Source organism: Pseudomonas sp. AC169 (genome assembly GCF_979258515.1).
Genome location: NZ_OZ409866.1, coordinates 2008774 through 2030995, shown reverse-complemented (window position 1 = coordinate 2030995; position 22222 = coordinate 2008774). Strand labels below are relative to the sequence as shown.

15 protein-coding genes are annotated in these 22222 nt (G+C 59.9%); 11 read left to right on the top strand and 4 right to left on the bottom strand.

Going from position 1 to position 22222, the window contains the following annotated elements; all coding sequences use genetic code 11:
* Positions 1–271: 271 nt before the first annotated feature.
* The 3 genes from ACZZ0G_RS09240 (at position 272) to ACZZ0G_RS09230 (ending at position 7024) form a co-directional block, all read left to right on the top strand.
* Positions 272–3724 carry a GMC oxidoreductase gene (locus ACZZ0G_RS09240; RefSeq protein ID WP_463555958.1) on the top strand — a complete coding sequence of 1151 codons (3453 nt, stop codon included), beginning with the start codon at positions 272–274 and terminating at the stop codon, positions 3722–3724.
* 164 nt (positions 3725–3888) lie between these two features.
* Positions 3889–5757 (top strand): c-type cytochrome, encoded by a 1869-nt coding sequence (locus ACZZ0G_RS09235; protein ID WP_463555957.1) that lies wholly within the window; start codon positions 3889–3891, stop codon positions 5755–5757.
* A 25-nt stretch (positions 5758–5782) separates the two neighbouring features.
* Positions 5783–7024 carry a metallophosphoesterase family protein gene (locus ACZZ0G_RS09230; RefSeq protein WP_463555956.1) on the top strand — a complete coding sequence of 414 codons (1242 nt, stop codon included), beginning with the start codon at positions 5783–5785 and terminating at the stop codon, positions 7022–7024.
* 88 nt (positions 7025–7112) lie between these two features.
* On the opposite strand, the gene gbcA is transcribed toward ACZZ0G_RS09230, so the two are convergent.
* Complete coding sequence (gbcA, locus tag ACZZ0G_RS09225; RefSeq protein WP_095121404.1) at positions 7113–8408, bottom strand: glycine-betaine demethylase subunit GbcA; 1296 nt, start codon at positions 8406–8408, stop codon at positions 7113–7115.
* Positions 8409–8705: 297 nt separating this feature from the next.
* On the opposite strand from gbcA, the gene gbcB reads away from it, so the two are divergent.
* Entirely contained in the window at positions 8706–9806 is a 1101-nt protein-coding gene (gene gbcB / locus ACZZ0G_RS09220; RefSeq protein ID WP_007911227.1) for a glycine-betaine demethylase subunit GbcB, read from the top strand.
* A gap of 75 nt (positions 9807–9881) precedes the next feature.
* Here the strand turns inward: gbcB and ACZZ0G_RS09215 are convergent, their stop codons facing one another.
* The 3 genes from ACZZ0G_RS09215 to ACZZ0G_RS09205 form a co-directional block, all read right to left on the bottom strand.
* Entirely contained in the window at positions 9882–11027 is a 1146-nt protein-coding gene (locus ACZZ0G_RS09215; protein WP_463555955.1) for an integrase core domain-containing protein, read from the bottom strand.
* Positions 11028–11287: 260 nt separating this feature from the next.
* Positions 11288–12112: an SDR family oxidoreductase gene (locus ACZZ0G_RS09210; protein WP_463555954.1), complete on the bottom strand. Its 825-nt coding sequence runs from the start codon at positions 12110–12112 to the stop codon at positions 11288–11290.
* 202 nt (positions 12113–12314) lie between these two features.
* Positions 12315–13355: a threonine aldolase family protein gene (locus ACZZ0G_RS09205; protein WP_016772826.1), complete on the bottom strand. Its 1041-nt coding sequence runs from the start codon at positions 13353–13355 to the stop codon at positions 12315–12317.
* Positions 13356–13481: 126 nt separating this feature from the next.
* Between ACZZ0G_RS09205 and ACZZ0G_RS09200 the strand changes: the two genes are divergently transcribed.
* From ACZZ0G_RS09200 to purU, 7 genes are all read left to right on the top strand, one after another.
* A complete protein-coding gene (locus ACZZ0G_RS09200; RefSeq protein WP_463555953.1) occupies positions 13482–14192 on the top strand; it encodes a TraX family protein in 711 nt (236 codons plus the stop codon).
* Between the two features lie 257 nt (positions 14193–14449).
* The gene (locus tag ACZZ0G_RS09195; RefSeq protein ID WP_150708227.1) at positions 14450–15703 is read left to right on the top strand and encodes a serine hydroxymethyltransferase; all 1254 of its coding nucleotides are present in this window, start codon (positions 14450–14452) and stop codon (positions 15701–15703) included.
* 20 nt (positions 15704–15723) lie between these two features.
* Complete coding sequence (locus tag ACZZ0G_RS09190) at positions 15724–16974, top strand: sarcosine oxidase subunit beta (RefSeq protein WP_003206307.1); 1251 nt, start codon at positions 15724–15726, stop codon at positions 16972–16974.
* 14 nt (positions 16975–16988) lie between these two features.
* Positions 16989–17318: a sarcosine oxidase subunit delta gene (locus ACZZ0G_RS09185; protein WP_016986286.1), complete on the top strand. Its 330-nt coding sequence runs from the start codon at positions 16989–16991 to the stop codon at positions 17316–17318.
* Positions 17315–20332 (top strand): sarcosine oxidase subunit alpha, encoded by a 3018-nt coding sequence (locus ACZZ0G_RS09180; protein ID WP_463555952.1) that lies wholly within the window; start codon positions 17315–17317, stop codon positions 20330–20332. Before ACZZ0G_RS09185 ends, ACZZ0G_RS09180 begins: the two co-directional genes overlap by 4 nt.
* A 147-nt stretch (positions 20333–20479) precedes the next feature.
* On the top strand, positions 20480–21112 hold the full coding sequence (locus ACZZ0G_RS09175) for a sarcosine oxidase subunit gamma (protein WP_463555951.1): 633 nt from the start codon (positions 20480–20482) through the stop codon (positions 21110–21112).
* Positions 21113–21327: 215 nt separating this feature from the next.
* A complete protein-coding gene (purU, locus tag ACZZ0G_RS09170; RefSeq protein WP_008086918.1) occupies positions 21328–22185 on the top strand; it encodes a formyltetrahydrofolate deformylase in 858 nt (285 codons plus the stop codon).
* The last annotated feature ends 37 nt before the right edge of the window (positions 22186–22222 follow it).

Sequence of the window (22222 nt, the reverse complement as noted above, 5' to 3'; positions counted from 1 at the left end):
TTCACTGCAATGGCACAAGGACAGCCGTCACTTATCCACATCTGGTTCTGGGAGAACGCATGATGGATAGCCAGCCGCACCGCCCCCCGCCCTCGCCACGCAAGCGCACGCTTCGGCGCGCCGCCAATCAGCACGCTCGCCTGTAGCGCGCCTCACCCGCCAGACCGCTGTGCTGTCGCCGGACTCGTTCCGGAGGCCAGGTGCCCGTTCGCCCATTGATTGCAGGCAACCGCAGAGTTGCCCCCATCTGCCTGATTAGAGGATGCACCTCATGACACGGATCGCAACGCCCATCAGCGAGATCAAGGAACACTACGATGTGATCGTTATCGGTTCAGGCTACGGCGGCGGCATTGCTGCCTCGCGCCTGTCCCGTGCCGGCAAACGTGTGTGCCTGCTCGAACGCGGTCGGGAAATCCAGCCCGGCGAATACCCCAACACCATGATCGCCGCTACCGAAGAGCTGCAGGTGCACGACCCGGATGGTCATATCGGCTCGCGCACCGGTTTGTTCGACTTGCACGTCAACGCTCAGCAAAACGTCGTGGTCGGTTGCGGCCTCGGCGGCACGTCGTTGATCAACGCCAACGTGGCCCTCGAGCCAGAGCCGGGCGTGTTCGATGACCCGCGTTGGCCGCAGGCCGTGCGTGAACACCGCGACACGTTGCTCAAGGACGGGTACGCCCGCGCCCGGGAAATGCTCAAACCCAATCCTTACCCGAGCACTTCGCCGAATCTGCCCAAGCTCGACGCCAACAAGAAATCGGCGGATTACCTCAAGCAAGGCGCGCATTTCTACAAACCACCGATCAACGTGACCTTCGACAAACTGCCGAACAACCTCAACCATGTCGGCGTTGAGCAACTGCCGTGCAACCAGTGCGGCGACTGCGTTTCGGGCTGTAACAACAAGGCCAAGAACACCACGCTGATGAACTACCTGCCGGACGCCTGGAATCACGGCGCGGAGATTTTCTGCCAGGCCGAAGTGCGGCATCTGGAACGTAATGGCGACGGCTGGATCGTGCATTTCCAGTGCCTCGACAGTGGCCGCGAGATGTTCAACGCGCCAACATTGTTCGTGAAGGCCGACATCGTCGTGGTCTCCGCCGGCACCCTTGGCTCCACTGAAATTCTTCTGCGAACGCGTGACAAAGGCCTGGTGATGTCCGGCCAGCTCGGCGAGAACATGAGCGGCAACGGCGACATCCTCGGCTTCGGCCACAATTGCGAGCAGACCATCAACGGCATCGGTTTCGGCGCGCACCCGGCCAAGGAATTGCACCCGGTCGGCCCGTGCATTACCTCGGTCATCGACATGCGCACCGAAGGCGACTGGCGCAGCCGTATGGTCATCGAAGAAGGCTCAATCCCCGGCGCGCTCGGCCGGCCGATGGTGCCGGCGATGGCCGGGTTTGCCGAGATGATCGGCGTCGCCACCGATGACAGTTTCAGCGGCAAGATCAAATACAAGGAGCGTGAAGCCGAAAGCTTCCTGCGCGGCCCGTATTACGGCGCGCTGCACAACATGCAGACCTACCTGATCATGAGCCACGACAGCGGCCAGGGGCGGATGGTCCTCGACAACAAGGACCAGCTGCGCATCGATTGGCCCGGCGTTGGCGAGCAGGAGAACTTCAAGCTCGGCAACCAGCGTTTGCAGCAGAGCACCAAGGCGTTGGGCGGGGTCTGGGTGGAAAATCCGATCTGGACCAAATTGCTTAAGCACAGCATCGTCTCGGTACACCCGTTGGGCGGTTGCGTGATGGGCGAAGACGCTGCGCAAGGCGTGGTCAATCACAAGGGCCAGGTGTTCAGTGGCGCCAGTGGCAGCGATGTCTACGCCAACCTTTACGTGACTGACGGCGCGGTGATTCCGACCTCATTGGCGGTGAATCCGCTGCTGACGATTTCCGCCGTGAGCGAACGCAACATGGGCCTGCTCGCCGCCGACCGTGGCTGGCAGATCGACTACACGCTGCCGTCGGCGCCACGCAAACCGGTGGCGCCGCCGACCCTTGGCGTGCAGTTCACCGAAACCATGAAGGGCTATTTCTCTCGCGCCTTCACTGCGGCGCAAAGCACCGATCTGAAAGTCTACGAAGCAGCGGCCAAACGCGGCGAGGCGGACAATTCACCGATCGACTTCACCCTGACCATCACCGCCAATGACATGAACCGGATGATCAAGGAGCCGGAGCACGCAGCAACCATTGTCGGCACGGTGAGCGCGCCGGCGTTGTCGCCGCAGCCGCTGACCGCCAGCAACGGCGTGTTCAACCTGTTCGAGCAATTCGAGCAGCAGGTCGATACGCGCCACATGAAATACGACATGAAACTGACCGCCGAGGACGGCAACGATTACTTCTTCAGCGCCTTCAAAACCGTGCCGGAAGACAACGGCGTGCTGAATATCTGGCACGACACCAGCACGCTCTACGTGACGCTGTATCGCGGGCCGGACAAGACTGGTGAGGTGATCGGCTCCGGGGTGATGCACATTCATCCAACCGATTTCGCCAAGCAGATGACCACCATGAAGGTCCTCAACGCGCGCAACGAACGTGAGCGCATCGAAGGGCTGGCGCGGTTCGGCAAGTTCTTCGCCGGGATTCTCTGGGAAAGCTACGGCGGCGTGTTTGCCGGCGATATCTACTTCAATCCGGATGCACCGCCACGCTTGAAACGGCCGTTGGATGCGCCGACGCCGGCAGTGCATTTCTTCCCCACCGAGGACGGCGTCGAATTGCGGTTGACGCGTTATCAGGCCGGCAGCAAAGGCCCGGTGATGCTGGTGCATGGTTTGGGCGTGGGCTCGAATATCTTCTCCACCGATACCATTCAGACCAACCTGCTCGAATACCTGTGCAAACACGATTACGACGTGTGGCTGCTGGATTTTCGCGTGAGCATTCTGTTGCCGGCGAGCAAGAAGGAGTGGAACGGCGACCAGATCGCCCGATACGACTTCAAGGCTGCGATTGCGCAAATTCAGTCGGAGACCCAGGCAAAGGACGTGCAGTGCGTGGTGCATTGCTACGGCGCGACGACATTCTTCATGTCGCTGCTCGCCGGTTTGCAGGGCGTGCGCTCGGTGGTCTGCTCGCAGATTGCTGCGGACACCGTGGTCGCCACGGCGACGGGTTTGAAGGCCGGGTTGCACCTGCCGGGGATGCTCGATGCGATCGGCATCAAGTCGATGACGGCTTACGCCGACAGCAAGGAAAACTGGTTCAACAAACTCTACGACAAGGCCCTCAACGGCTACGCGCGGATCGAGGCGCAGGGTTATTGCACCAACCCGGTGTGCCACCGCATTACCTTCATGTACGCCTCGCTGTATCGCCACGACACCCTCAATGAAACCCTGCACGACAACCTGCACGAGTTGTTCGGCGAGTCGAACATTGAGACGTTTGAGCATCTGGCGCTGATCGTGCGCAAAGGGCATCTGGTGGATTTCAAAGGCAACGATGTGTACATGCCGCACTTTGATCGACTGACCATGCCGATCTGTTTTATCAGCGGTGCCGACAACCAGTGTTACCTGCCGGAAAGCACCCTCAAGACCTACCAGCGTTTGTGCGACATGCATGGGCCTGCGCGCTACAGCCGGCAGGTGGTGCCGGGCTACGGCCACATTGACTGCATGTTCGGCAAGAACGCAGTGGTCGATGTCTACCCGATCATCCTTGAACACCTGGAGAAAACTGCCCTCGGCTGACTGCAGACCGAGTCGACCGCTTCGCGAGCAGGCTCGCTCCCACAGGGTTTTGTGCCAGTCACAAGACCATTGGGCATCCCCAATCCAATGTGGGAGCGAGCTTGCTCGCGAAAGCGATGCATCTGGCACTACATCTCTCCGGTCTGCACAAGGAAATGGATGATATGGACAGCTACATCCGCTGGTTTCAACGCTTCATCTGGATAGGCATTGCGATGAACATGGTGTTCGCCATCCCCGCGCTGTTCGCGCCGGGATTGCTGACATCGGTGGTCGGGCTGCCGCCGCAACTCTCCGACCCGTGGCTGGAAAACGCCGGGATGCTACTGGTCGGTATCAGCGTGTTTTACATGCCGTCGGGTTTCAACGCGCCGCGTTACGTGGTGCATTCCTGGCTGTGTGTGCTGACGCGGTTGATCGCGGTGATCTTCTGGATCTACCTGATCAACACCAGCATTCAAGGTTCGGTATTCGTGCCGATGCTGATGGGCGACCTGAGCTTCTTTCTGATCCTCGGCATTCTGCTGTACTTCGGCACCACGCCGGAAAACCGGCCGTGGGCGCTGCTCTGCGATGGCTGGCGCGAATGGAAAGCGGCGTGGCAGCGGCGATGGCAGAGCCACGCCTTCAAGGTCGGCACGCTGGTGGTGGTCGCGGTGCTCGGTTTCATCGGTTACGAAACCTGGTATCAGATGCTCCGTGTCGTGCCTGAACAGGAATATGCCTCGGACGAAGATCACTACAAATACGCCGCCATCGGCCTCGGTATCGAAGCGCGAATTCCCTACTACCTGTTCGCCGTGCTGCCGCAGATGTGCCCGGAGAAAATGCCCAAATCCGGTGGCTGGGAAGTCTTCGGTTTCCTCTTTGAAAACGGTAAGGACCTGCCAATCGGCATGGCCAAGCGGCAGATCGGTTACCCGACTGTCGAGCCAAATTGCGCGTTGTGTCACACCGGTTCCTACCGCGCCAATGCCAGCGATGTCGCCGTCAATGTACCGAGCGCGCCGGCTAACACCCTGCAACTGCAAGCGTTCCAGTGGTTCGCCTACGATTGCGCCAGCGATCCGAAATTCACCACCGACGCGGTGATGACGGCGATCAACAGCAAGTTCCAGTTGGGCTTCTTCGAAAAAATCTACAACCGCTACCTGATCATGCCGATGGCGAAAAGCGCACTGCTCAAGCAAAAACAGGCCTATGCCTGGCAGAAGCTGCGTCCACAACAAGGCCCGGGCCGCACCGACACCTTCAACCCGACGAAAATGGTGGTGTTCGGCTTCCCGGATGACTCGACGATCGGCACCGTCGACCTGCCGCAGGTGTGGAACCAGAAACCACGGGAATCGATGTACCTGCACTGGGACGGCAATAACAACAAGATCCACGAACGCAACTACGCCGCCGCCATGGCCGTGGGTGCGACGCCGGAATCGGTGTTGCCGCCGAGCTTCAATCGCGTGACCAACTGGCTGCTCGGGCACAAGGCGCCGGCGTGGCCGTGGGCGCTGGATCAAGCGAAAGTCGCGCAGGGCAAACCGATCTGGGAAGCGAACTGCGCGGCTTGCCATGACTTCGGTCGGGCCGACACCGGGCAGGTCACCACCAATATCGATCAGCTCGGCACCGATCCGCATCGGCTCGATTCATTCACCACAGGTTTGGTGGCCGCGTTCCACTCCTTCAAAAAACCGCCGTTCGATTTCGGCGCCTATCGCAAGACCCAGAGCTACAGCAACACGCCCACCGACGGCGTCTGGCTACGCGCGCCGTACCTGCACAACGGCTCAGTGCCGACGCTGTGGGACTTGTTGCAAGCGCCGGAAAAACGTCCGCAGACCTTCATCACCGGCTCGGATATTTACGACCCGGTCAACGTTGGTTTTGTCACCAGCGGCGCCCAGGCCAAAGCCTCGGCGGACTTTAAATACGACACGCGTCTGGAGGGCAACCACAACACGGGTCACCTATACGGCACCACCTTGTCGGACGACGACAAACGGGCGCTGATCGAATTCATGAAAACCCTGTGAACCCTTACGGATAGAGGAATTTGCCATGTCGCTGGTCAGTCATTGGGAACACGAATACGACAAGGTCAAAGTGCGCATTCACGGCTTGTTCACGCGCATGGAAATGGCCTGGATGAAACTCATCAGCGAGCTGGAACCGCAGGAGTTTCAGGCAATCATCAAGTTGCTGCAGCGCGGGCATGATCAGGCCCAGTACGTGCTGAAAAACGGCGAGTTGCCAGACGATGAACCGAGCGTGCCGTGGGAGTTGTCCCACGGTTTGTCGATCCTGCGCATCGGTAATGCCACACCGCTGCCGCAGTCGACCGATCAACTGGCGACCCGGGTGCTCAAGGACGGCAGCCTGCTCGGCTGTCGCAAGTGGGAACTGCTCGATCTGCTGTGGAGCGAGGCGCTGCTGAAGTGGATCGAAAACCTGCGCCATCACGCGACCTTCGGCACTGACCCGGCGCTGATGCAAATGGATCGTGAGGTGACTCTGGCGATTGCCGGCGACTGGGGCACCGGGCCGTTCGACAGTCATGCGCCGGCGGTGTCGGTGGCCAATCAGATGCAACTGGCTCAGGCGGATTTCACCATTCACCTCGGCGATGTGTATTACGCCGGCAGTCATTCCCAGGAAGACGTCGACATGGCCGGTTGGCCGATGGGCACCCACGGCTCGTTCACCCTCAATTCCAATCACGAGATGTACAGCGGCGCCCACGGCTATTTCAAGGAACTGGCCAAGCGTTTTCCGGGGCAGCAGGGCACCAGTTACTTCGCGTTGATCAATGACGACTGGCTGGTGGTCGGGCTGGATTCCGCCTACGCGTCAGATGCGATGAATCTGTACATGGACGGCACGTTGAACGAACCGCAGATCCAGTGGATGAAAGGCCTGCCCAAACGCAAGAAACTCATGGTGCTCAGCCATCATCAGGGCTTCGATATTTCCGGGCACAACAAGACTGCGCTGTATCATCCGGTGTGCGATGCACTCGGGCGCGAGCCGGATTACTGGTATTGGGGGCATCTGCACAACGGCATCGTCTATGCGCAGCAGGGCGGTTTGCATGCGCGTTGTGCCGGGCACGGGGCGATTCCCTATGGCAACGCCAGTGAGCTGAACGGGCATTCGCGGGTGTTGTGGTCGGAGACCGAGGATGCCAAGGACCCAGCGTATCCGCTGCGGGTGTTGAACGGGTACGCGAAGATCAGGTTGGTGGGGGAGGAGATCTTTGAGGAGTTTATTGGGGAGGATGGCTCGGTGAGGTGGAAAAGCTAGCTTCGAGCTAAAAGCTGCGAGCTACAAGTCAGAAACCCTGTGTTGCGTTTCGCTTGAAGCTTGCAGCTCGAATCTCGAAGCTGTTTTTCTAGCCTTGGACTGGGACGCCTTTGAGGTACGGCGCTGGCTCGGCGCCGAGGTTGTTCAACAGGCGCTCGCTGTACCAATCCACGAAGTTGACCACACCAAACTCATAGGTCTTCGAATAAGGCCCAGGCTGATACGCCGTCGAGTTGATCCCGCGCTGGTTCTCTTCCGCCAGACGCCGGTCCTGATCGTTGGTCGCATCCCACACCTGGCGCATGCGCTCGACGTCGTAATCCACGCCTTCAACGGCATCCTTGTGCACGATCCACTTGGTAGTCACCATGGTTTCCTGCGCGCTGATCGGCCACACGGTGAAGACGATGATGTGATCGCCCATGCAGTGGTTCCACGAGTGCGGCAGGTGCAGGATGCGCATCGAACCCAGGTCCGGGTTTTTGATCCGGCCCATCAGTTTCGCGCAGCCCTGTTTGCCGTCGAGAGTCATCGATACGGTGCCCTTGAGCAGCGGCATGCGCACGATGCGGTTGCGCAGGCCGAAACTGGCGTGGGCGTAAGGAATCTTCTCGGCTTCCCACGCGGCAGCGGACGCAGCGACGTGGTCCTTGAATGCCTGATCGGCGCGCGGGTCGGTGACGTCGTCCCATTCCAGCAGGGTTTTCAGCAGTTCCGGGTGCGACGCGTTGCAGTGGTAGCACTCGCGATTGTTTTCCAGCACCAGTTTCCAGTTGGCCTTTTCCATCAAGGTGGTGGTGATCGCCACCTTGGTGTTCTCCATGTCGTACGGTTCCATGTAATGGTTCAGCGTCGCCAGGAAGTCATCGATGGCCGGTGGATTCTCGGCCAGGCTGATGAAGATGTAACCGCCGGCAGTCTTCACGTTCACCGGTTTCAGGCCGTACTGCTTCATGTCGAAGTCGGCGCCCATTTCGGTGCCGGCGAACAGCAAGCGACCGTCCAGCTCGTACGTCCACTGGTGGTAGTGGCAGACCAGTTTGGCCACTTTGCCTTTTTCACTGGTGCACAGGCGCGAGCCACGGTGACGGCAGACGTTGTGGAAGGCGTGGACTACGCCCTCGGCGCCACGGATGACGATGATCGGGTTCTTGCCGATCTGCAGGGTCAGGTAGTTGCCCTTGGCCGGGATTTCGCAAGTCATGCCGGCGATCAACCACTCTTTCTGGAAGATCTCCTGCATGTCGATATCGAACAGCCGCTCATCGCTATAGAACGGTTGCGGCAGCGAAAACGTCCGCTCGCGCTCCTGGAGCATTTGTGCGGTGGCCTTGCGTGCGGGTTCCAGCGGATCGCCCAGGCTGATTTTTGCGGTGACGTCCATCGATGTGATCCTCATGGCCATCTGCGTGGCCGGCGAAAAGTGGCTGATCAGGTGTGCTGCTAACGGTTGCTACGCAAGGTGTAAAGAATCTGTCTTGGTGTTGGGGCGAGTGTGGGGCCGGCGCAGGGCGGAACCTTATCCATGGGCGACATGGTGCAATCTGTTCCCGACGCGCAACCCCCGGTGGTTGGGGGCTGGTCGCGATAAGTATGCCGATGTCGCGGATAGGTAAACGGGCGGTTCGCGCTATACGCAGAATCGCCGACATGAGGCCGACAGTCGGCCGTGGAGAACAGCATGTCCAACAGCTTCCTGAATCCGGTCACCACCCAGACCTGGGCCAATGGCCGACACATCGTCCGTTGCGTCAAAGTCATCCAGGAAACCTGGGACGTGCGCACCTTCTGCTTTATGGCCGATCAGCCGATCCTGTTCTTCTTCAAGCCCGGGCAGTTCGTCACCCTGGAGCTGGAAATCGAAGGCCAGCCGATCATGCGTTCGTACACGATCTCCAGTTCGCCGTCGGTGCCGTACAGCTTTTCGGTGACGATCAAGCGCGTGCCGGGCGGCAAGGTTTCCAACTGGCTGCACGATACGCTGCATGAAGGCCAGGAGCTGGCGGTGCACGGGCCGGTCGGGCTGTTCAACGCCATCGACTTCCCGAGCCCTAAAGTCCTCTATCTCAGCGGCGGCGTCGGTATCACGCCGTGCATGTCGATGGCGCGCTGGTTCTACGACACCAACGCCAACGTCGACATGACCTTTATCCACAGCGCGCGCTCGCCGAAAGACATCATTTACCACCGCGAGCTGGAGCACATGGCGTCGCGGATCGACAACTTCAGTCTGCACCTGATCTGCGAGAAGCATGGCTTGGGCGAGCCGTGGGCGGGGTATCGCGGTTACCTGAACCACAAGATGCTCGAATTGATGGTGCCGGACTTCCTCGAGCGCGAAGTGTTCTGCTGCGGCCCGACGCCGTACATGAATGCGGTCAAACGCCTGCTGGAAGTGGCCGGTTACGACATGTCGCGTTATCACGAGGAGTCGTTTGGTGCGACGCCACCGGAAGCGCGTGCCGATGCGGTGGAGCAGGCCGAGCAAGCAGCCGATGCACCGGAAATCGATGCAGCGGATCTGCATCAGGTCGAGTTCACCTCGTCCGGCAAGAGCATTCGTGTGGCACCGGGAGAGACCGTGCACGCGGCGGCAGCCAAGCTTGGGTTGATGATTCCGAAAGCGTGCGGAATGGGGATTTGCGGGACGTGCAAGGTGCTGAAGCTGGGCGGCGAGGTGGAGATGGAGCACAACGGCGGGATTACCGAGGACGACGAGGCGGAGGGGTTTATCTTGTCGTGCTGCAGTGTGCCTAAGGGGGATGTGCGCATCGATTTCTGACTGCGTACGGCTTGCCCCTCACTGTAGAGACCGGTACATCCTTTACAAATTAGACCGGGGACATCGTTTACACCTTTAAAGGCTTGAAACGCGTTTGGCGCCGTTTTCAAGCCTGCCTAAACAGTGGCTGCAAAGGTACAGTTCCCAAGCGTCATCAGCCACTTCCTTCAGCGCGATATCCTCTCCAATCAGAGCCTCTCCTAGAAAAATCAGCTGTCCTTTCCATTTAATTTCCCCATTTGACCGAACCTTGCGTACTTCAACATCGGAACCGTATTCAAACGCAGGCAAGTAACCAGGATAAGCGCGTGTCGACGGGCTATAGACAGATGCCGGCGGTTTCATGCCCAGCGCGGTGTGCGGTCGGTGGTGGTTAAAGTCTTGGATGAATTCCTGAAAAGCCAGCTGCTGGCGCACCAGGTTTTCCGCCGGTGGCACTGCTGCCTTTAGCGTTCTATGCATCCGTTCATGTCGCCCATTTTGGTCGGGACGGCCAGGCGTAATCGTTTCGACATGGATTCCAAGCCTGATGAACCAAACCGATAACTTCGAAAGTCGCGCCAGACCTGTCGACGCAAAAGGAGCGCCATTGTCAGTGCGGATCACATCCGGCAGCCCATATTCTCGAAAAGCCCACTCGAAGCCTTCCCGCGTCGGCGCTCCGTGCGTACTGGGCAAGGCGCGACAGACGAATAAAAAGCGGCTCATCTGATCGGTAATGGTCAACGGGTAGCACCAATTACCGTCCTGCATTTTGAACTGCCCTTTGTAATCAGCACACCAAGTCTGGTTGGGCGCGTCGACCGGACGCAAATGTGTTGGAGCACGGGGACGCGGGGGATAGGGCCGTCGCGCCACCACCAAACCAGCTTTCTTCAACCACTCCCCGGCGGTGCTCGCGGCCGGCCATTGGATATGCGGATCGGAATCGCGCAGGCGACCAATGATCTGCTTGGGTCCCCGATCGGGATGTTCGTTTTTCTTGGCCAGCAGCGTGGCAATAATTTCGTCGGGCGTTTGATGAGGACAGTTCAACGGCTTGCGCGATTGCTCTTTCAAGCCATCTACGCCCAACGCTGCGTATCGTTCCAGCCACTTGTCGATGGTTGGACGGCTGACACCATAGCGCCGGCTTAATTGGCTCTTGGTGTAGCTGCCGCCAAGCCAGTCACTGACTAACTTCACTCGTTGATCCATTGGGGACTCTTGATTCCAGGGCATGGTCAGCACCTCCTGACCATGATTAATACCTGTAAACCATGTCCCCGGTCTCAAACGTAAAGGATGTACCCGGTCTTTACCCACCCCAGCCCTCTCCCGGAGGGAGAGGGGGCCGACCGAGGTGTCTGGCGTTCTACATCGACCTGAATGACCTTGTCGATTATGGATTCGGTAAAGCAGTTTCACGTCGGCGTAATTCTCAAATATCCCCCAATCAGTCCCCTCTCCCTTTGGGAGAGGGCTAGGGTGAGGGGGCTTTTTCAGTCTACAAACAAATCCGGCATCAACGCTGCCTCGCTTTCTCGATCAAACCGGTAATGCTCAAACTCGCTAACGCCGCTCTCGCGCAAAATCTCCTCATCAATCAACAACCGCCCGGTAATCTGCCGTCCACTACTATCCAGAATCACATGCGCCGCATCCGCCATGATCGCTGGCGTTCGCGCCTGCTTGAACGACTCGCGATTGCCCAACTGAAACTCGATCGCCGCTGTAGCAATCATCGTCTGCGGCCACAACGAATTGACGCTGATCCCGTAACTGGCGAATTCCTCACTCATCCCCAGCGTCAGCATGCTCATGCCGTACTTGGTCACGGTGTACGGGCTGAACTGTGCAAACCATTTGTTCGCCAGATTCAGTGGTGGTGACAGATTGAGAATGTGCCCGGCGGATTTTTTCAGATAGGGCAGGGCGGCCTGACTGCACAGCAACACCGCGCGGGTGTTGATTTGGTGCATCAGGTCGAAACGCTTGAGTTCGACGTGTTGCACACCCGTGAGCTTGATTGCCCCGGCGTTGTTCACCAGTGCATCGATGCCGCCGAAGTGCTCACTGGCCTGCGCGAGTGCCTGACGCACGGCGTCTTCATCACGCACATCCACTTGCAGGGCCAGAGCCTTTCCGCCCGCCGCTTCGACTTCCGCCGCGACGCTGTGAATGGTGCCGGGTAATTTGGCGTGGGGTTCGGCGCTCTTCGCCGCAATGACGATGTTGGCCCCGTCCTTCGCGGCGCGCAGCGCAATCTCACGGCCAATGCCACGGCTGGCGCCGGTGATGAACAGGGTTTTGCCTTGTAACGACATGCCGATGCTCCTGCTTATTGTTATGTGAGCGAAGGGCTCGACAGACAATGTAGACCAAGTCTTCAGGTGCGAACGAGGAGGGCTGAGTGGGCGAGTTTTTGTGGGAGCGAGCCTGCTCGTGAAAGCGGTGTGTCATTCAACATCTGTGTTGTTTGACACGGCTTCTTCGCGAGCAGGCTCGCTCCCACAGGGGAGGGGTCTATCAGGCGGACATGACTTCGCGGATGTCGCGGGCCAGTTCGCGGACGCGTTCTTCTTCGGTGTCCCACGAGCACATGAAGCGCGCGCCGCCCTTGCCGATGAAGGTGTAGAAGCGCCAGTTCTTCGCGGTCAGCGCGGCGATGGCCGGTTCCGACAGTTGCAGGAACACGCCGTTGGCCTGCACCGGGAACATCAGTTCGACGCCGGGAATATCGCTGACCAGTTCAGCGAGCAATTGCGCGCAGTGGTTGGCGTGACGCGCATATTTCAGCCAGGCGTCGTTTTCGAGGATGCCGACCCATGGCGCCGAGAGGAAACGCATTTTCGACGCCAGTTGCCCGGCCTGCTTGCAGCGGTAATCGAAGTCTTCGGCCAGTTTGTGGTTGAAGAACAGGATAGCTTCACCCACGGCCATGCCGTTTTTCGTGCCGCCGAAGCACAGCACGTCAACGCCGGCCTTCCAGGTCAGATCCGCCGGGGAGCAGCCGAGGAACGCGCAGGCGTTGGAGAAACGCGCGCCGTCCATGTGCAGGTGCAGGCCGAGTTCTTTGCAAGTCGCGCTGATGGCGCGGACTTCTTCCGGGGTGTAGACGCTGCCGACTTCCGTGGCTTGGGTCAGGGTCACGACGCGTGGTTTCGGGTAGTGGATGTCCTGACGCTTGAGGGCGACTTCGCGGATCGACTGCGGGGTGATCTTGCCGTTTTCAGTGCCGGCGATCAGCAGTTTCGAGCCGTTGGAGAAGAATTCCGGGGCGCCGCATTCGTCGGTTTCGACGTGGGCGGTTTCCGAGCAGATCACGCTGTGGTAACTCTGGCACAGCGACGACAGGGCCAGCGAGTTGGCGGCGGTGCCGTTGAAGGCGAAGAACACTTCGCAGTCGGTTTCGAACAGTTTGCGGAAATGATCGGCCGCGCGTGCGGTCCATTCATCGTCGCCATACGCGCGTTGGTGGCCGTGGTTGGCCTGTTCCATGGCCGCCCAGGCTTCAGGGCAGATACCGGAATAGTTGTCGCTGGCGAATTGTTGGCTCTTGTCGGTCATGGCCGGCTTCCGTGGTCGAGACTCTTGTGAAGGCTCGTGGTCAATGGTGGTGCGCACTTTACCGAAGATCTTCCGGGGAGCACACGGGATGTCACGTTCAGGAAATTACCAGTTTGCGGGCCGATTATGCACCTGACTAAACGCGACGGCGCACTGGATCTGCTCAAGTGGCTGGCGCTGCTGAGCATGTTGCTCGATCACCTGCGATATGTCGGGTTCTCCGCCGATTGGCTGTACGTGCCGGGGCGGCTGGCGTTTCCGTGGTTTTGTCTGGCGATGGCGGCGAATCTGGCGCGTGATGGTTCGCGCAGGATGGAATGGCGGTATCTGGGCTGGTTGTTGCTGTTCAGTGCGGTGAGTGAAATTCCCTATCGGTTGTACATTCCTGAGCCGGATACGTTGAATGTGATGCCAACGCTGGCGCTGGGGTTGTTGGTGGCGCGTGGGTGGCAGGATCCATCGGTCATGTCGCGATTGCTGGGCCTTGCTGCGCTGGTGCTGGCGATAGTTTTCCCGGAACGACTGATGTTCGGCTTCTTCGGGGTACTGCTGCCGCTGGCGATGCTGTTGGTGTTTCGCCGGCCTTGGTATTTCAGCTTGCTGGCGGGATTGATTTGTCTGGCGGCGAATCAATGGCAGGTGCTGTACGACTCGGCGAGGTTGGGTAATAGCGTCGCCATTCTGGGCATTGCCACCTGTCTGTTTGCGCCAATGCTCGGAATGTTCCTGTTGCGACATGTGCGACATCTCCAGCCACCGCCGATGCGCCGCTGGGCTTACGCCCTCTATCCCGCGCATTTCCTCCTGCTGCTCGCCGTCCGCCAGTTGCTCGCCTAACCCCTGTAGGAGCTGCCGAAGGCTGCGATCTTTTGATCTTGAAAATCAAAGTCAAAAGATCGCAGCCTTCGGCAGCTCCTACAGGGGGATGCATTCTTTGGGTCATTTTCAGCCATGTCGTAAACGCACCTTTGCGTGGCGCGCGCAGGCATTTGAGCTGTCTGCGCCGGTCATACCATCGGCATCAAAGGGCACTGTCGTGATTGCCAGTGCCTTACCGAGACGAATGGCGCACAGATGCCGCTGGGAGAGACGCGATGTTCAGCAAGCAAGACCAGATCCAGGGTTACGACGATGCATTGCTGGCGGCGATGAATGCCGAGGAGCAACGTCAGGAAGATCACATCGAGCTGATCGCGTCAGAGAACTACACCAGCAAACGCGTCATGGAAGCGCAAGGCAGCGGCCTGACCAACAAATACGCCGAAGGCTATCCGGGCAAGCGCTACTACGGTGGCTGTGAGCATGTGGATAAAGTCGAAGCGCTGGCCATCGAACGCGCCAAGCAACTGTTCGGCGCCGATTACGCCAACGTCCAGCCGCACTCAGGTTCCTCGGCCAACAGCGCTGTTTACCTGGCGCTGATCCAGCCGGGCGACACCATCCTCGGCATGAGTCTGGCCCACGGCGGTCACCTGACCCACGGCGCCAAAGTGTCGTCCTCGGGCAAGCTCTACAACGCCGTGCAGTACGGCATCAACACCGACACCGGGCTGATCGATTACGACGAAGTTGAGCGTCTCGCCGTCGAATCCAAGCCGAAAATGATCGTCGCCGGTTTCTCCGCTTATTCGAAGACTCTGGACTTCCCGCGCTTTCGTCAGATCGCTGACAAGGTCGGCGCGCTGCTGTTCGTCGACATGGCCCACGTCGCCGGTCTGGTCGCTGCCGGTCTATACCCGAACCCGCTGCCGTACGCCGACGTGGTCACCACCACCACGCACAAAACCCTGCGCGGCCCACGTGGCGGGCTGATCCTGGCCAAGTCCAACGAAGAGATCGAGAAGAAGCTCAACGCCGCTGTATTCCCCGGCGCTCAGGGCGGCCCGCTGATGCACGTCATCGCCGGTAAAGCCGTGTGCTTCAAGGAAGCGCTGGAACCAGGCTTCAAGGCTTATCAGCAACAAGTGATCGACAACGCTCAGGCGATGGCCAGCGTGTTTATCAAACGTGGCTACGATGTAGTGTCCGGCGGCACCGACAACCATTTGTTCCTGGTCAGCCTGATCCGTCAGGGCCTGACCGGTAAAGATGCCGACGCCGCCCTCGGCCGTGCGCACATCACCGTCAACAAGAACGCCGTGCCGAACGACCCGCAATCGCCGTTCGTGACCTCGGGCCTGCGCATCGGCACCCCGGCTGTCACTACTCGCGGTTTCAAAGTGGCGCAGTGCGAAGTGCTGGCTCTGTGGATCTGCGACATCCTCGACAACCTTGGCGATGCCGATGTTGAGGCAAATGTTGCCAAGAACGTCGCAGCCCTGTGCGCTGACTTCCCGGTTTACCGCTGAGTGTTCTGGAGTAACTGACTATGCAACGCTATTCGGGCTTCGGCCTCTTCAAACACTCCCTCAGCCACCACGAAAACTGGCAGCGCATGTGGCGCACGCCGACGCCGAAAAAGGTCTACGACGTGGTCATCGTCGGCGGCGGCGGGCACGGTCTGGCGACCGCCTACTATCTGGCGAAAGAACACGGCATCACCAACGTCGCCGTGGTCGAGAAGGGCTGGCTGGGCGGCGGTAACACCGCGCGCAACACCACCATCGTGCGTTCCAACTACCTGTGGGACGAGTCGGCGCACCTCTACGAACACGCGATGAAACTGTGGGAAGGCCTGTCCCAGGATCTCAACTACAACGTGATGTTTTCCCAGCGTGGCGTCTACAACCTGTGCCACACCCTGCAGGACATCCGTGATTCCGAGCGTCGGGTCAGCGCCAACCGCCTCAACGGCGTCGACGGTGAGCTGCTCAACGCCAAGCAAGTCGCTGACGAAATTCCGTACCTCGACTGCTCGAAAAACACCCGCTACCCGGTGATGGGCGCAACTGTTCAGCGTCGCGGCGGCGTGGCCCGTCACGATGCCGTGGCCTGGGGCTTTGCCCGTGCCGCCGATGCCCTCGGTGTGGACTTGATCCAGCAGACCGAAGTGATCGGTTTCCGCAAGGAAAACGGCGTGTGCATCGGTGTTGAAACCAACAAGGGTTTCATCGGCGCCAAGCGCGTCGGCGTGGTCACGGCCGGTAACTCCGGGCACATGGCCAAGCTCGCCGGTTTCCGCCTGCCGATCGAATCCCATCCGCTGCAAGCGCTGGTGTCCGAGCCGATCAAACCGATTATCGACAGCGTGATCATGTCCAACGCCGTGCACGGCTACATCAGCCAGTCCGACAAGGGCGACCTGGTGATCGGCGCCGGTATCGACGGCTACAACGGCTACGGCCAGCGCGGCTCGTACCCGGTGATCGAACACACCATTCAGGCCATCGTCGAGATGTTCCCAGTGCTCTCCCGCGTACGCATGAACCGCCAGTGGGGCGGGATCGTCGACACCACGCCGGACGCTTGCCCGATCATTTCGAAAACCCCGGTCCCGAACATGTTCTTCAACTGCGGTTGGGGCACCGGTGGCTTCAAGGCAACGCCTGGCTCGGGCAACGTGTTTGCCGCGAGTCTGGCCAAGGGTGAAATGCACCCGTTGGCCGCACCTTTCTCCATCGACCGTTTCCACAACGGTGCGTTGATCGATGAACACGGCGCTGCTGCGGTTGCCCACTAACAGGAGAAATCCCCATGTTGCATATCTTCTGTCCTCACTGCGGCGAACTGCGCTCCGAAGAGGAATTCCACGCATCCGGTCAGGCGCACATTCCGCGCCCGCTCGATCCAGGCGCCTGCACCGACGAGGAGTGGGGCGACTACATGTTCTTCCGCGATAACCCGCGTGGTCTGCACCACGAGCTGTGGGATCACGTTGCCGGTTGCCGTCAGTACTTCAACGTCACCCGCGACACCGTGACCTACGAGATTCTCGAAACCTACAAGATCGGCACCAAGCCGCAATTCACCGACAAGGCTGATACGGCGAAAACAGCCACGACGGCGCTGGGAGAGAAGGTATGAGCCAGACCAATCGCCTGTCCAACGGTGGACGGATCGACCGCAACAAAGTGCTGAGCTTCACCTTCAACGGTCAGAGCTACAAAGGCTTCGAGGGTGACTCGCTGGCCGCCGCGCTGATCGCCAACGGCGCCGACATCATCGGCCGCAGCTTCAAGTATTCGCGTCCTCGCGGCATCTTCGCCGCCGGTGCCGAAGAGCCGAACGCGGTGCTGCAGATCGGCGCTACCGAAGCCACCCAGATCCCCAACGTGCGCGCCACGCAACAGGCGTTGTATCAAGGTCTGGTCGCGACCAGCACCAACGGCTGGCCGAGCGTCAACAACGACATGATGGGCATTCTCGGCAAGGTCGGCGGCAAGCTGATGCCACCGGGTTTCTACTACAAAACCTTCATGTACCCGCAATCGTTCTGGATGACCTACGAGAAGTACATTCGCAAGGCTGCCGGTCTTGGCCGTTCGCCGACCGAAGTCGATCCGGACACCTACGACTACATGAACCAGCACTGCGACGTGCTGATCGTCGGCGCTGGCCCGGCCGGTCTCGCCGCTGCCTTGGCCGCTGCGCGCAGCGGTGCCCGAGTGATTCTTGCCGATGAGCAGGAAGAGTTTGGTGGCAGCCTGCTCGACTCGCGTGAAAGCCTCGACGGCAAACCGGCGATGGACTGGGTCGCCAGTGTCATCACTGAACTGAAGAACACCCCGGACGTGCTGCTGTTGCCGCGCGCCACGGTCAACGGTTACCACGACCACAACTTCCTGACCATTCACGAACGCCTCACCGATCACCTCGGTGACCGCGCGCCGATTGGCCAGGTGCGTCAGCGCATTCACCGTGTTCGCGCCAAGCGTGTCGTGCTGGCGACCGGTGCTTGCGAGCGTCCGCTGGTTTACGGCAACAACGACGTGCCGGGCAACATGCTTGCCGGAGCTGTGTCGACTTACGTGCGTCGCTACGGCGTGGCACCGGGCAAGAAGCTCGTTCTGTCGACCAACAACGATCACGCTTATCGCGTCGCTTTGGATTGGCTCGATGCCAGTCTGCAAGTGGTGGCCATCGCCGATGCGCGCAGCAATCCGCGTGGTGCATTGGTAGAAGAAGCCCGCGCCAAAGGCATTCGGATTCTCACTGGCAGCGCCGTGATCGAAGCCCGTGGCAGCAAGCGTGTCACCGCTGCCCGTGTTGCCGCGATTGATGTAAAGGCTCATGCCGTGACCAGTCCGGGCGAGTGGCTCGACTGCGATGTGGTCGCCAGTTCCGGCGGTTACAGCCCGGTCGTTCACTTGGCCTCGCACCTCGGTGGCAAGCCGACCTGGCGTGAAGACATCCTCGGTTTCGTACCGGGCGAAGCACCGCAGAAACGCGTGTGCGTCGGTGGTATCAACGGCGTTTACGGTCTCGGCGATTCGTTGGCTGACGGTTTTGAAGGTGGCGTGCGTGCTGCCGCTGAAGCGGGTTTCCAGACCGTCGAAGGCGTGTTGCCGAAAGCCCTGAGCCGTCACGAAGAACCGACGCTGGCGCTGTTCCAGGTGCCGCATGAAAAGAACACCGCACGGGCGCCGAAGCAATTCGTCGATCTGCAAAACGACGTGACCGCTGCCGCCATTGAGCTCGCAACCCGCGAAGGTTTCGAGTCGGTCGAGCACGTCAAACGCTACACCGCGCTGGGTTTCGGCACCGATCAGGGCAAGCTCGGCAACGTCAACGGTCTGGCCATTGCCGCCCGTTCGCTGAATGTGACTATCCCGCAGATGGGCACCACGATGTTCCGCCCGAACTACACGCCGGTGACTTTTGGCGCCGTGGCCGGCCGTCACTGTGGGCACATCTTCGAGCCGGTGCGTCACACCGCGCTGCATGCCTGGCATGTGAAAAATGGCGCCGAGTTTGAAGACGTCGGTCAGTGGAAGCGTCCTTGGTACTTCCCGAAAAACGGTGAAGACCTGCACACCGCCGTGAAGCGCGAATGCAAAGCCGTGCGCGACAGCGTCGGCCTGCTCGATGCCTCGACCCTCGGCAAGATCGACATTCAAGGCCCGGATGCGCGCGAGTTCCTCAACCGCGTGTACACCAACGCCTGGACCAAACTCGATGTGGGCAAGGCGCGCTACGGTTTGATGTGCAAAGAAGACGGCATGGTCTTCGACGACGGTGTCACGGCGTGCCTGGCCGACAACCATTTCGTCATGACCACCACCACTGGCGGCGCCGCACGCGTGCTGCAATGGCTGGAGCTGTACCACCAGACCGAATGGCCGGACATGAAGGTGTACTTCACCTCCGTCACCGACCACTGGGCGACCATGACTCTGTCCGGGCCGAACAGCCGCAAGCTGCTCAGCGCTGTGACCGACATTGATTTGAGCAACGAAGCCTTCCCGTTCATGACCTGGAAAGAAGGGCTGGTCGGCGGTGTGCCGGCGCGGGTGTTCCGCATCTCGTTCACCGGTGAGCTGTCGTACGAAGTCAACGTGCAGGCCGACTACGCGATGGGCGTGCTGGAGAAAATCGTCGAGGCCGGCAAACAGTACAACCTGACCCCCTACGGCACTGAAACCATGCACGTGCTGCGCGCCGAGAAGGGTTTCATCATTGTCGGTCAGGACACTGACGGCTCGATGACCCCGGATGACTTGAACATGGGCTGGTGTGTGGGGCGCACCAAACCGTTCTCGTGGATCGGCCAACGCGGCATGAACCGTGAAGACTGCGTGAAGGATCAGCGTAAGCAACTGGTCGGTCTGAAACCGATCGATCCGAACGTGTGGCTGCCGGAAGGTGCGCAGTTGGTGTTCAACACCAAACAAGCGATTCCGATGACTATGGTTGGCCACGTGACCTCCAGCTACGCGCACAACTCCCTCGGTTATTCGTTTGCCATGGGTGTGGTCAAGGGCGGTCTGAAGCGCCTCGGTGAGCGGGTGTTTGCACCGCTGGCCGATGGCAGCGTGATCGAGGCGGAAATCGTTTCTTCGGTGTTCTTCGATCCGAAGGGGGATCGCCAGAACATCTGACACTGATCGTTCCCACGTCGAGGCGTCGAACCGTCTGCGTGGGAATGCATCCCGGGACGCTCTGCGTCCCAAGAGCGGACGCAGAGCGTCCATGGCGGCATTCCCACGCAGAGCGTGGGAACGATCAAGAATTCAGGAAGGTGCTTTATGACCACAGCCAATGTTTACCAACAACGCCCGACCACCGGCGCCAAGGCCGAGTCGTCGCTGCACCATGCCGACCTCGCCAGCCTGGTCGGCAAGGGTCGCAAGAACGCCGGCGTGATCGTGCGTGAAAAGAAACTCCTCGGCCACCTGACCATCCGTGGCGATGGCCACGATGCAGCCTTCGCTGCTGGCGTGCACAAAGCCCTGGGCATTGAACTACCGGGCGCTCTGAGCGTCATCGTCAAAGGCGAAACCAGCCTGCAATGGATGGGCCCGGACGAGTGGCTGCTGATCGTGCCAAGCGGTGACGAATTCGCCGCCGAACAGAAACTGCGTGAAGCACTGGGCGATCTGCACGTTGCGATCGTCAACGTCAGCGGCGGCCAGCAAGTGCTCGAACTGAGCGGGCCGAATGTGCGTCAGGTGCTGATGAAGTCGACCAGCTATGACGTGCACCCGAACAGTTTTCCGGTGGGTAAAGCGGTCGGCACCGTGTTCGCCAAGTCGCAGCTGATGATTCGGCATACGGCGGAAGACACTTGGGAATTACTGATTCGTCGCAGTTTTTCGGATTACTGGTGGTTGTGGTTGCAGGATGCTTCGGCTGAGTACGGGTTGAGCGTTCAGGCCTGACAGATCAAGAGCCACCCCCTCACCCCAGCCCTCTCCCCCAGGGGGGAGAGGGGAAAGGGAGCAGATTTGTGTGGTTTTCGAGCCTGAGTTCGACCCGATATTTCAGGTCGGCGTAGCTCGAACCAACACCACGGTCAGTCCCCTCTCCCTCTGGGAGAGGGTTAGGGTGAGGGAAAAACCTGACACCCCGCACAAAGAACAGGAGTCACCGCACCATGAGCCGCGCCCCAGACACATGGATTCTGACCGCCGACTGCCCCAGCGTCCTCGGCACCGTGGACGCGGTGACGCGTTTTCTGTTCGAGCAGGGCTGCTACGTCACCGAGCACCACTCGTTCGATGACCGCCTCTCCGGGCGTTTCTTCATTCGCGTGGAATTCCGCCAGCCCGACGGTTTCGACGAGCAATCCTTCCGCGCAGGCCTCGCCGAGCGTGGTCAGGCGTTCGGCATGATCTTCGAGCTGACCGCGCCGAACTACCGTCCGAAAGTGGTGATCATGGTTTCCAAGGCCGATCACTGCCTCAACGACTTGCTCTACCGCCAGCGCATCGGCCAATTGTCGATGGACGTGGCGGCGGTGGTCTCCAACCACCCCGATCTGAAACCGCTGGCCGACTGGCACCAGATTCCCTACTACCATTTCCCCCTTGACCCCAACGACAAGCCGTCGCAGGAGCGTCAGGTGTGGCAGGTGATCGAAGAGTCCGGCGCCGAACTGGTGATCCTCGCCCGCTACATGCAGGTGCTGTCACCGGAGTTGTGCCGCAAGCTCGATGGCAAGGCCATCAACATTCATCACTCGTTGCTGCCGGGCTTCAAGGGCGCCAAGCCGTATCACCAGGCTTACAACAAGGGCGTGAAGCTGGTGGGCGCGACGGCGCATTACATCAATAACGATCTCGATGAAGGGCCGATCATTGCCCAAGGCGTCGAGGCGGTGGATCACAGTCATTACCCCGAGGACCTGATCGCCAAGGGGCGCGATATCGAAGGCCTGACGCTGGCGCGGGCGGTTGGGTATCACATTGAAAGAAGGGTGTTTCTCAACGCCAATCGCACGGTCGTTCTCTAGATTGCTTTCGCGAGCAGGCTCGCTCCCACAGGGGTAT

Coding starts and splice junctions, on each gene's coding strand:
- gbcA (WP_095121404.1), bottom strand. CDS start 8,408: ATGGACGTCACCGCAAAAATCAGCCTGGGCGATCCGCTGGAACCCGCA.
- ACZZ0G_RS09175 (WP_463555951.1), top strand. CDS start 20,480: ATGACCACAGCCAATGTTTACCAACAACGCCCGACCACCGGCGCCAAG.
- ACZZ0G_RS09210 (WP_463555954.1), bottom strand. CDS start 12,112: ATGTCGTTACAAGGCAAAACCCTGTTCATCACCGGCGCCAGCCGTGGC.
- ACZZ0G_RS09235 (WP_463555957.1), top strand. CDS start 3,889: ATGGACAGCTACATCCGCTGGTTTCAACGCTTCATCTGGATAGGCATT.
- gbcB (WP_007911227.1), top strand. CDS start 8,706: ATGTCCAACAGCTTCCTGAATCCGGTCACCACCCAGACCTGGGCCAAT.
- ACZZ0G_RS09180 (WP_463555952.1), top strand. CDS start 17,315: ATGAGCCAGACCAATCGCCTGTCCAACGGTGGACGGATCGACCGCAAC.
- ACZZ0G_RS09240 (WP_463555958.1), top strand. CDS start 272: ATGACACGGATCGCAACGCCCATCAGCGAGATCAAGGAACACTACGAT.
- purU (WP_008086918.1), top strand. CDS start 21,328: ATGAGCCGCGCCCCAGACACATGGATTCTGACCGCCGACTGCCCCAGC.
- ACZZ0G_RS09215 (WP_463555955.1), bottom strand. CDS start 11,027: ATGCCCTGGAATCAAGAGTCCCCAATGGATCAACGAGTGAAGTTAGTC.
- ACZZ0G_RS09200 (WP_463555953.1), top strand. CDS start 13,482: ATGCACCTGACTAAACGCGACGGCGCACTGGATCTGCTCAAGTGGCTG.
- ACZZ0G_RS09205 (WP_016772826.1), bottom strand. CDS start 13,355: ATGACCGACAAGAGCCAACAATTCGCCAGCGACAACTATTCCGGTATC.
- ACZZ0G_RS09185 (WP_016986286.1), top strand. CDS start 16,989: ATGTTGCATATCTTCTGTCCTCACTGCGGCGAACTGCGCTCCGAAGAG.
- ACZZ0G_RS09190 (WP_003206307.1), top strand. CDS start 15,724: ATGCAACGCTATTCGGGCTTCGGCCTCTTCAAACACTCCCTCAGCCAC.
- ACZZ0G_RS09230 (WP_463555956.1), top strand. CDS start 5,783: ATGTCGCTGGTCAGTCATTGGGAACACGAATACGACAAGGTCAAAGTG.
- ACZZ0G_RS09195 (WP_150708227.1), top strand. CDS start 14,450: ATGTTCAGCAAGCAAGACCAGATCCAGGGTTACGACGATGCATTGCTG.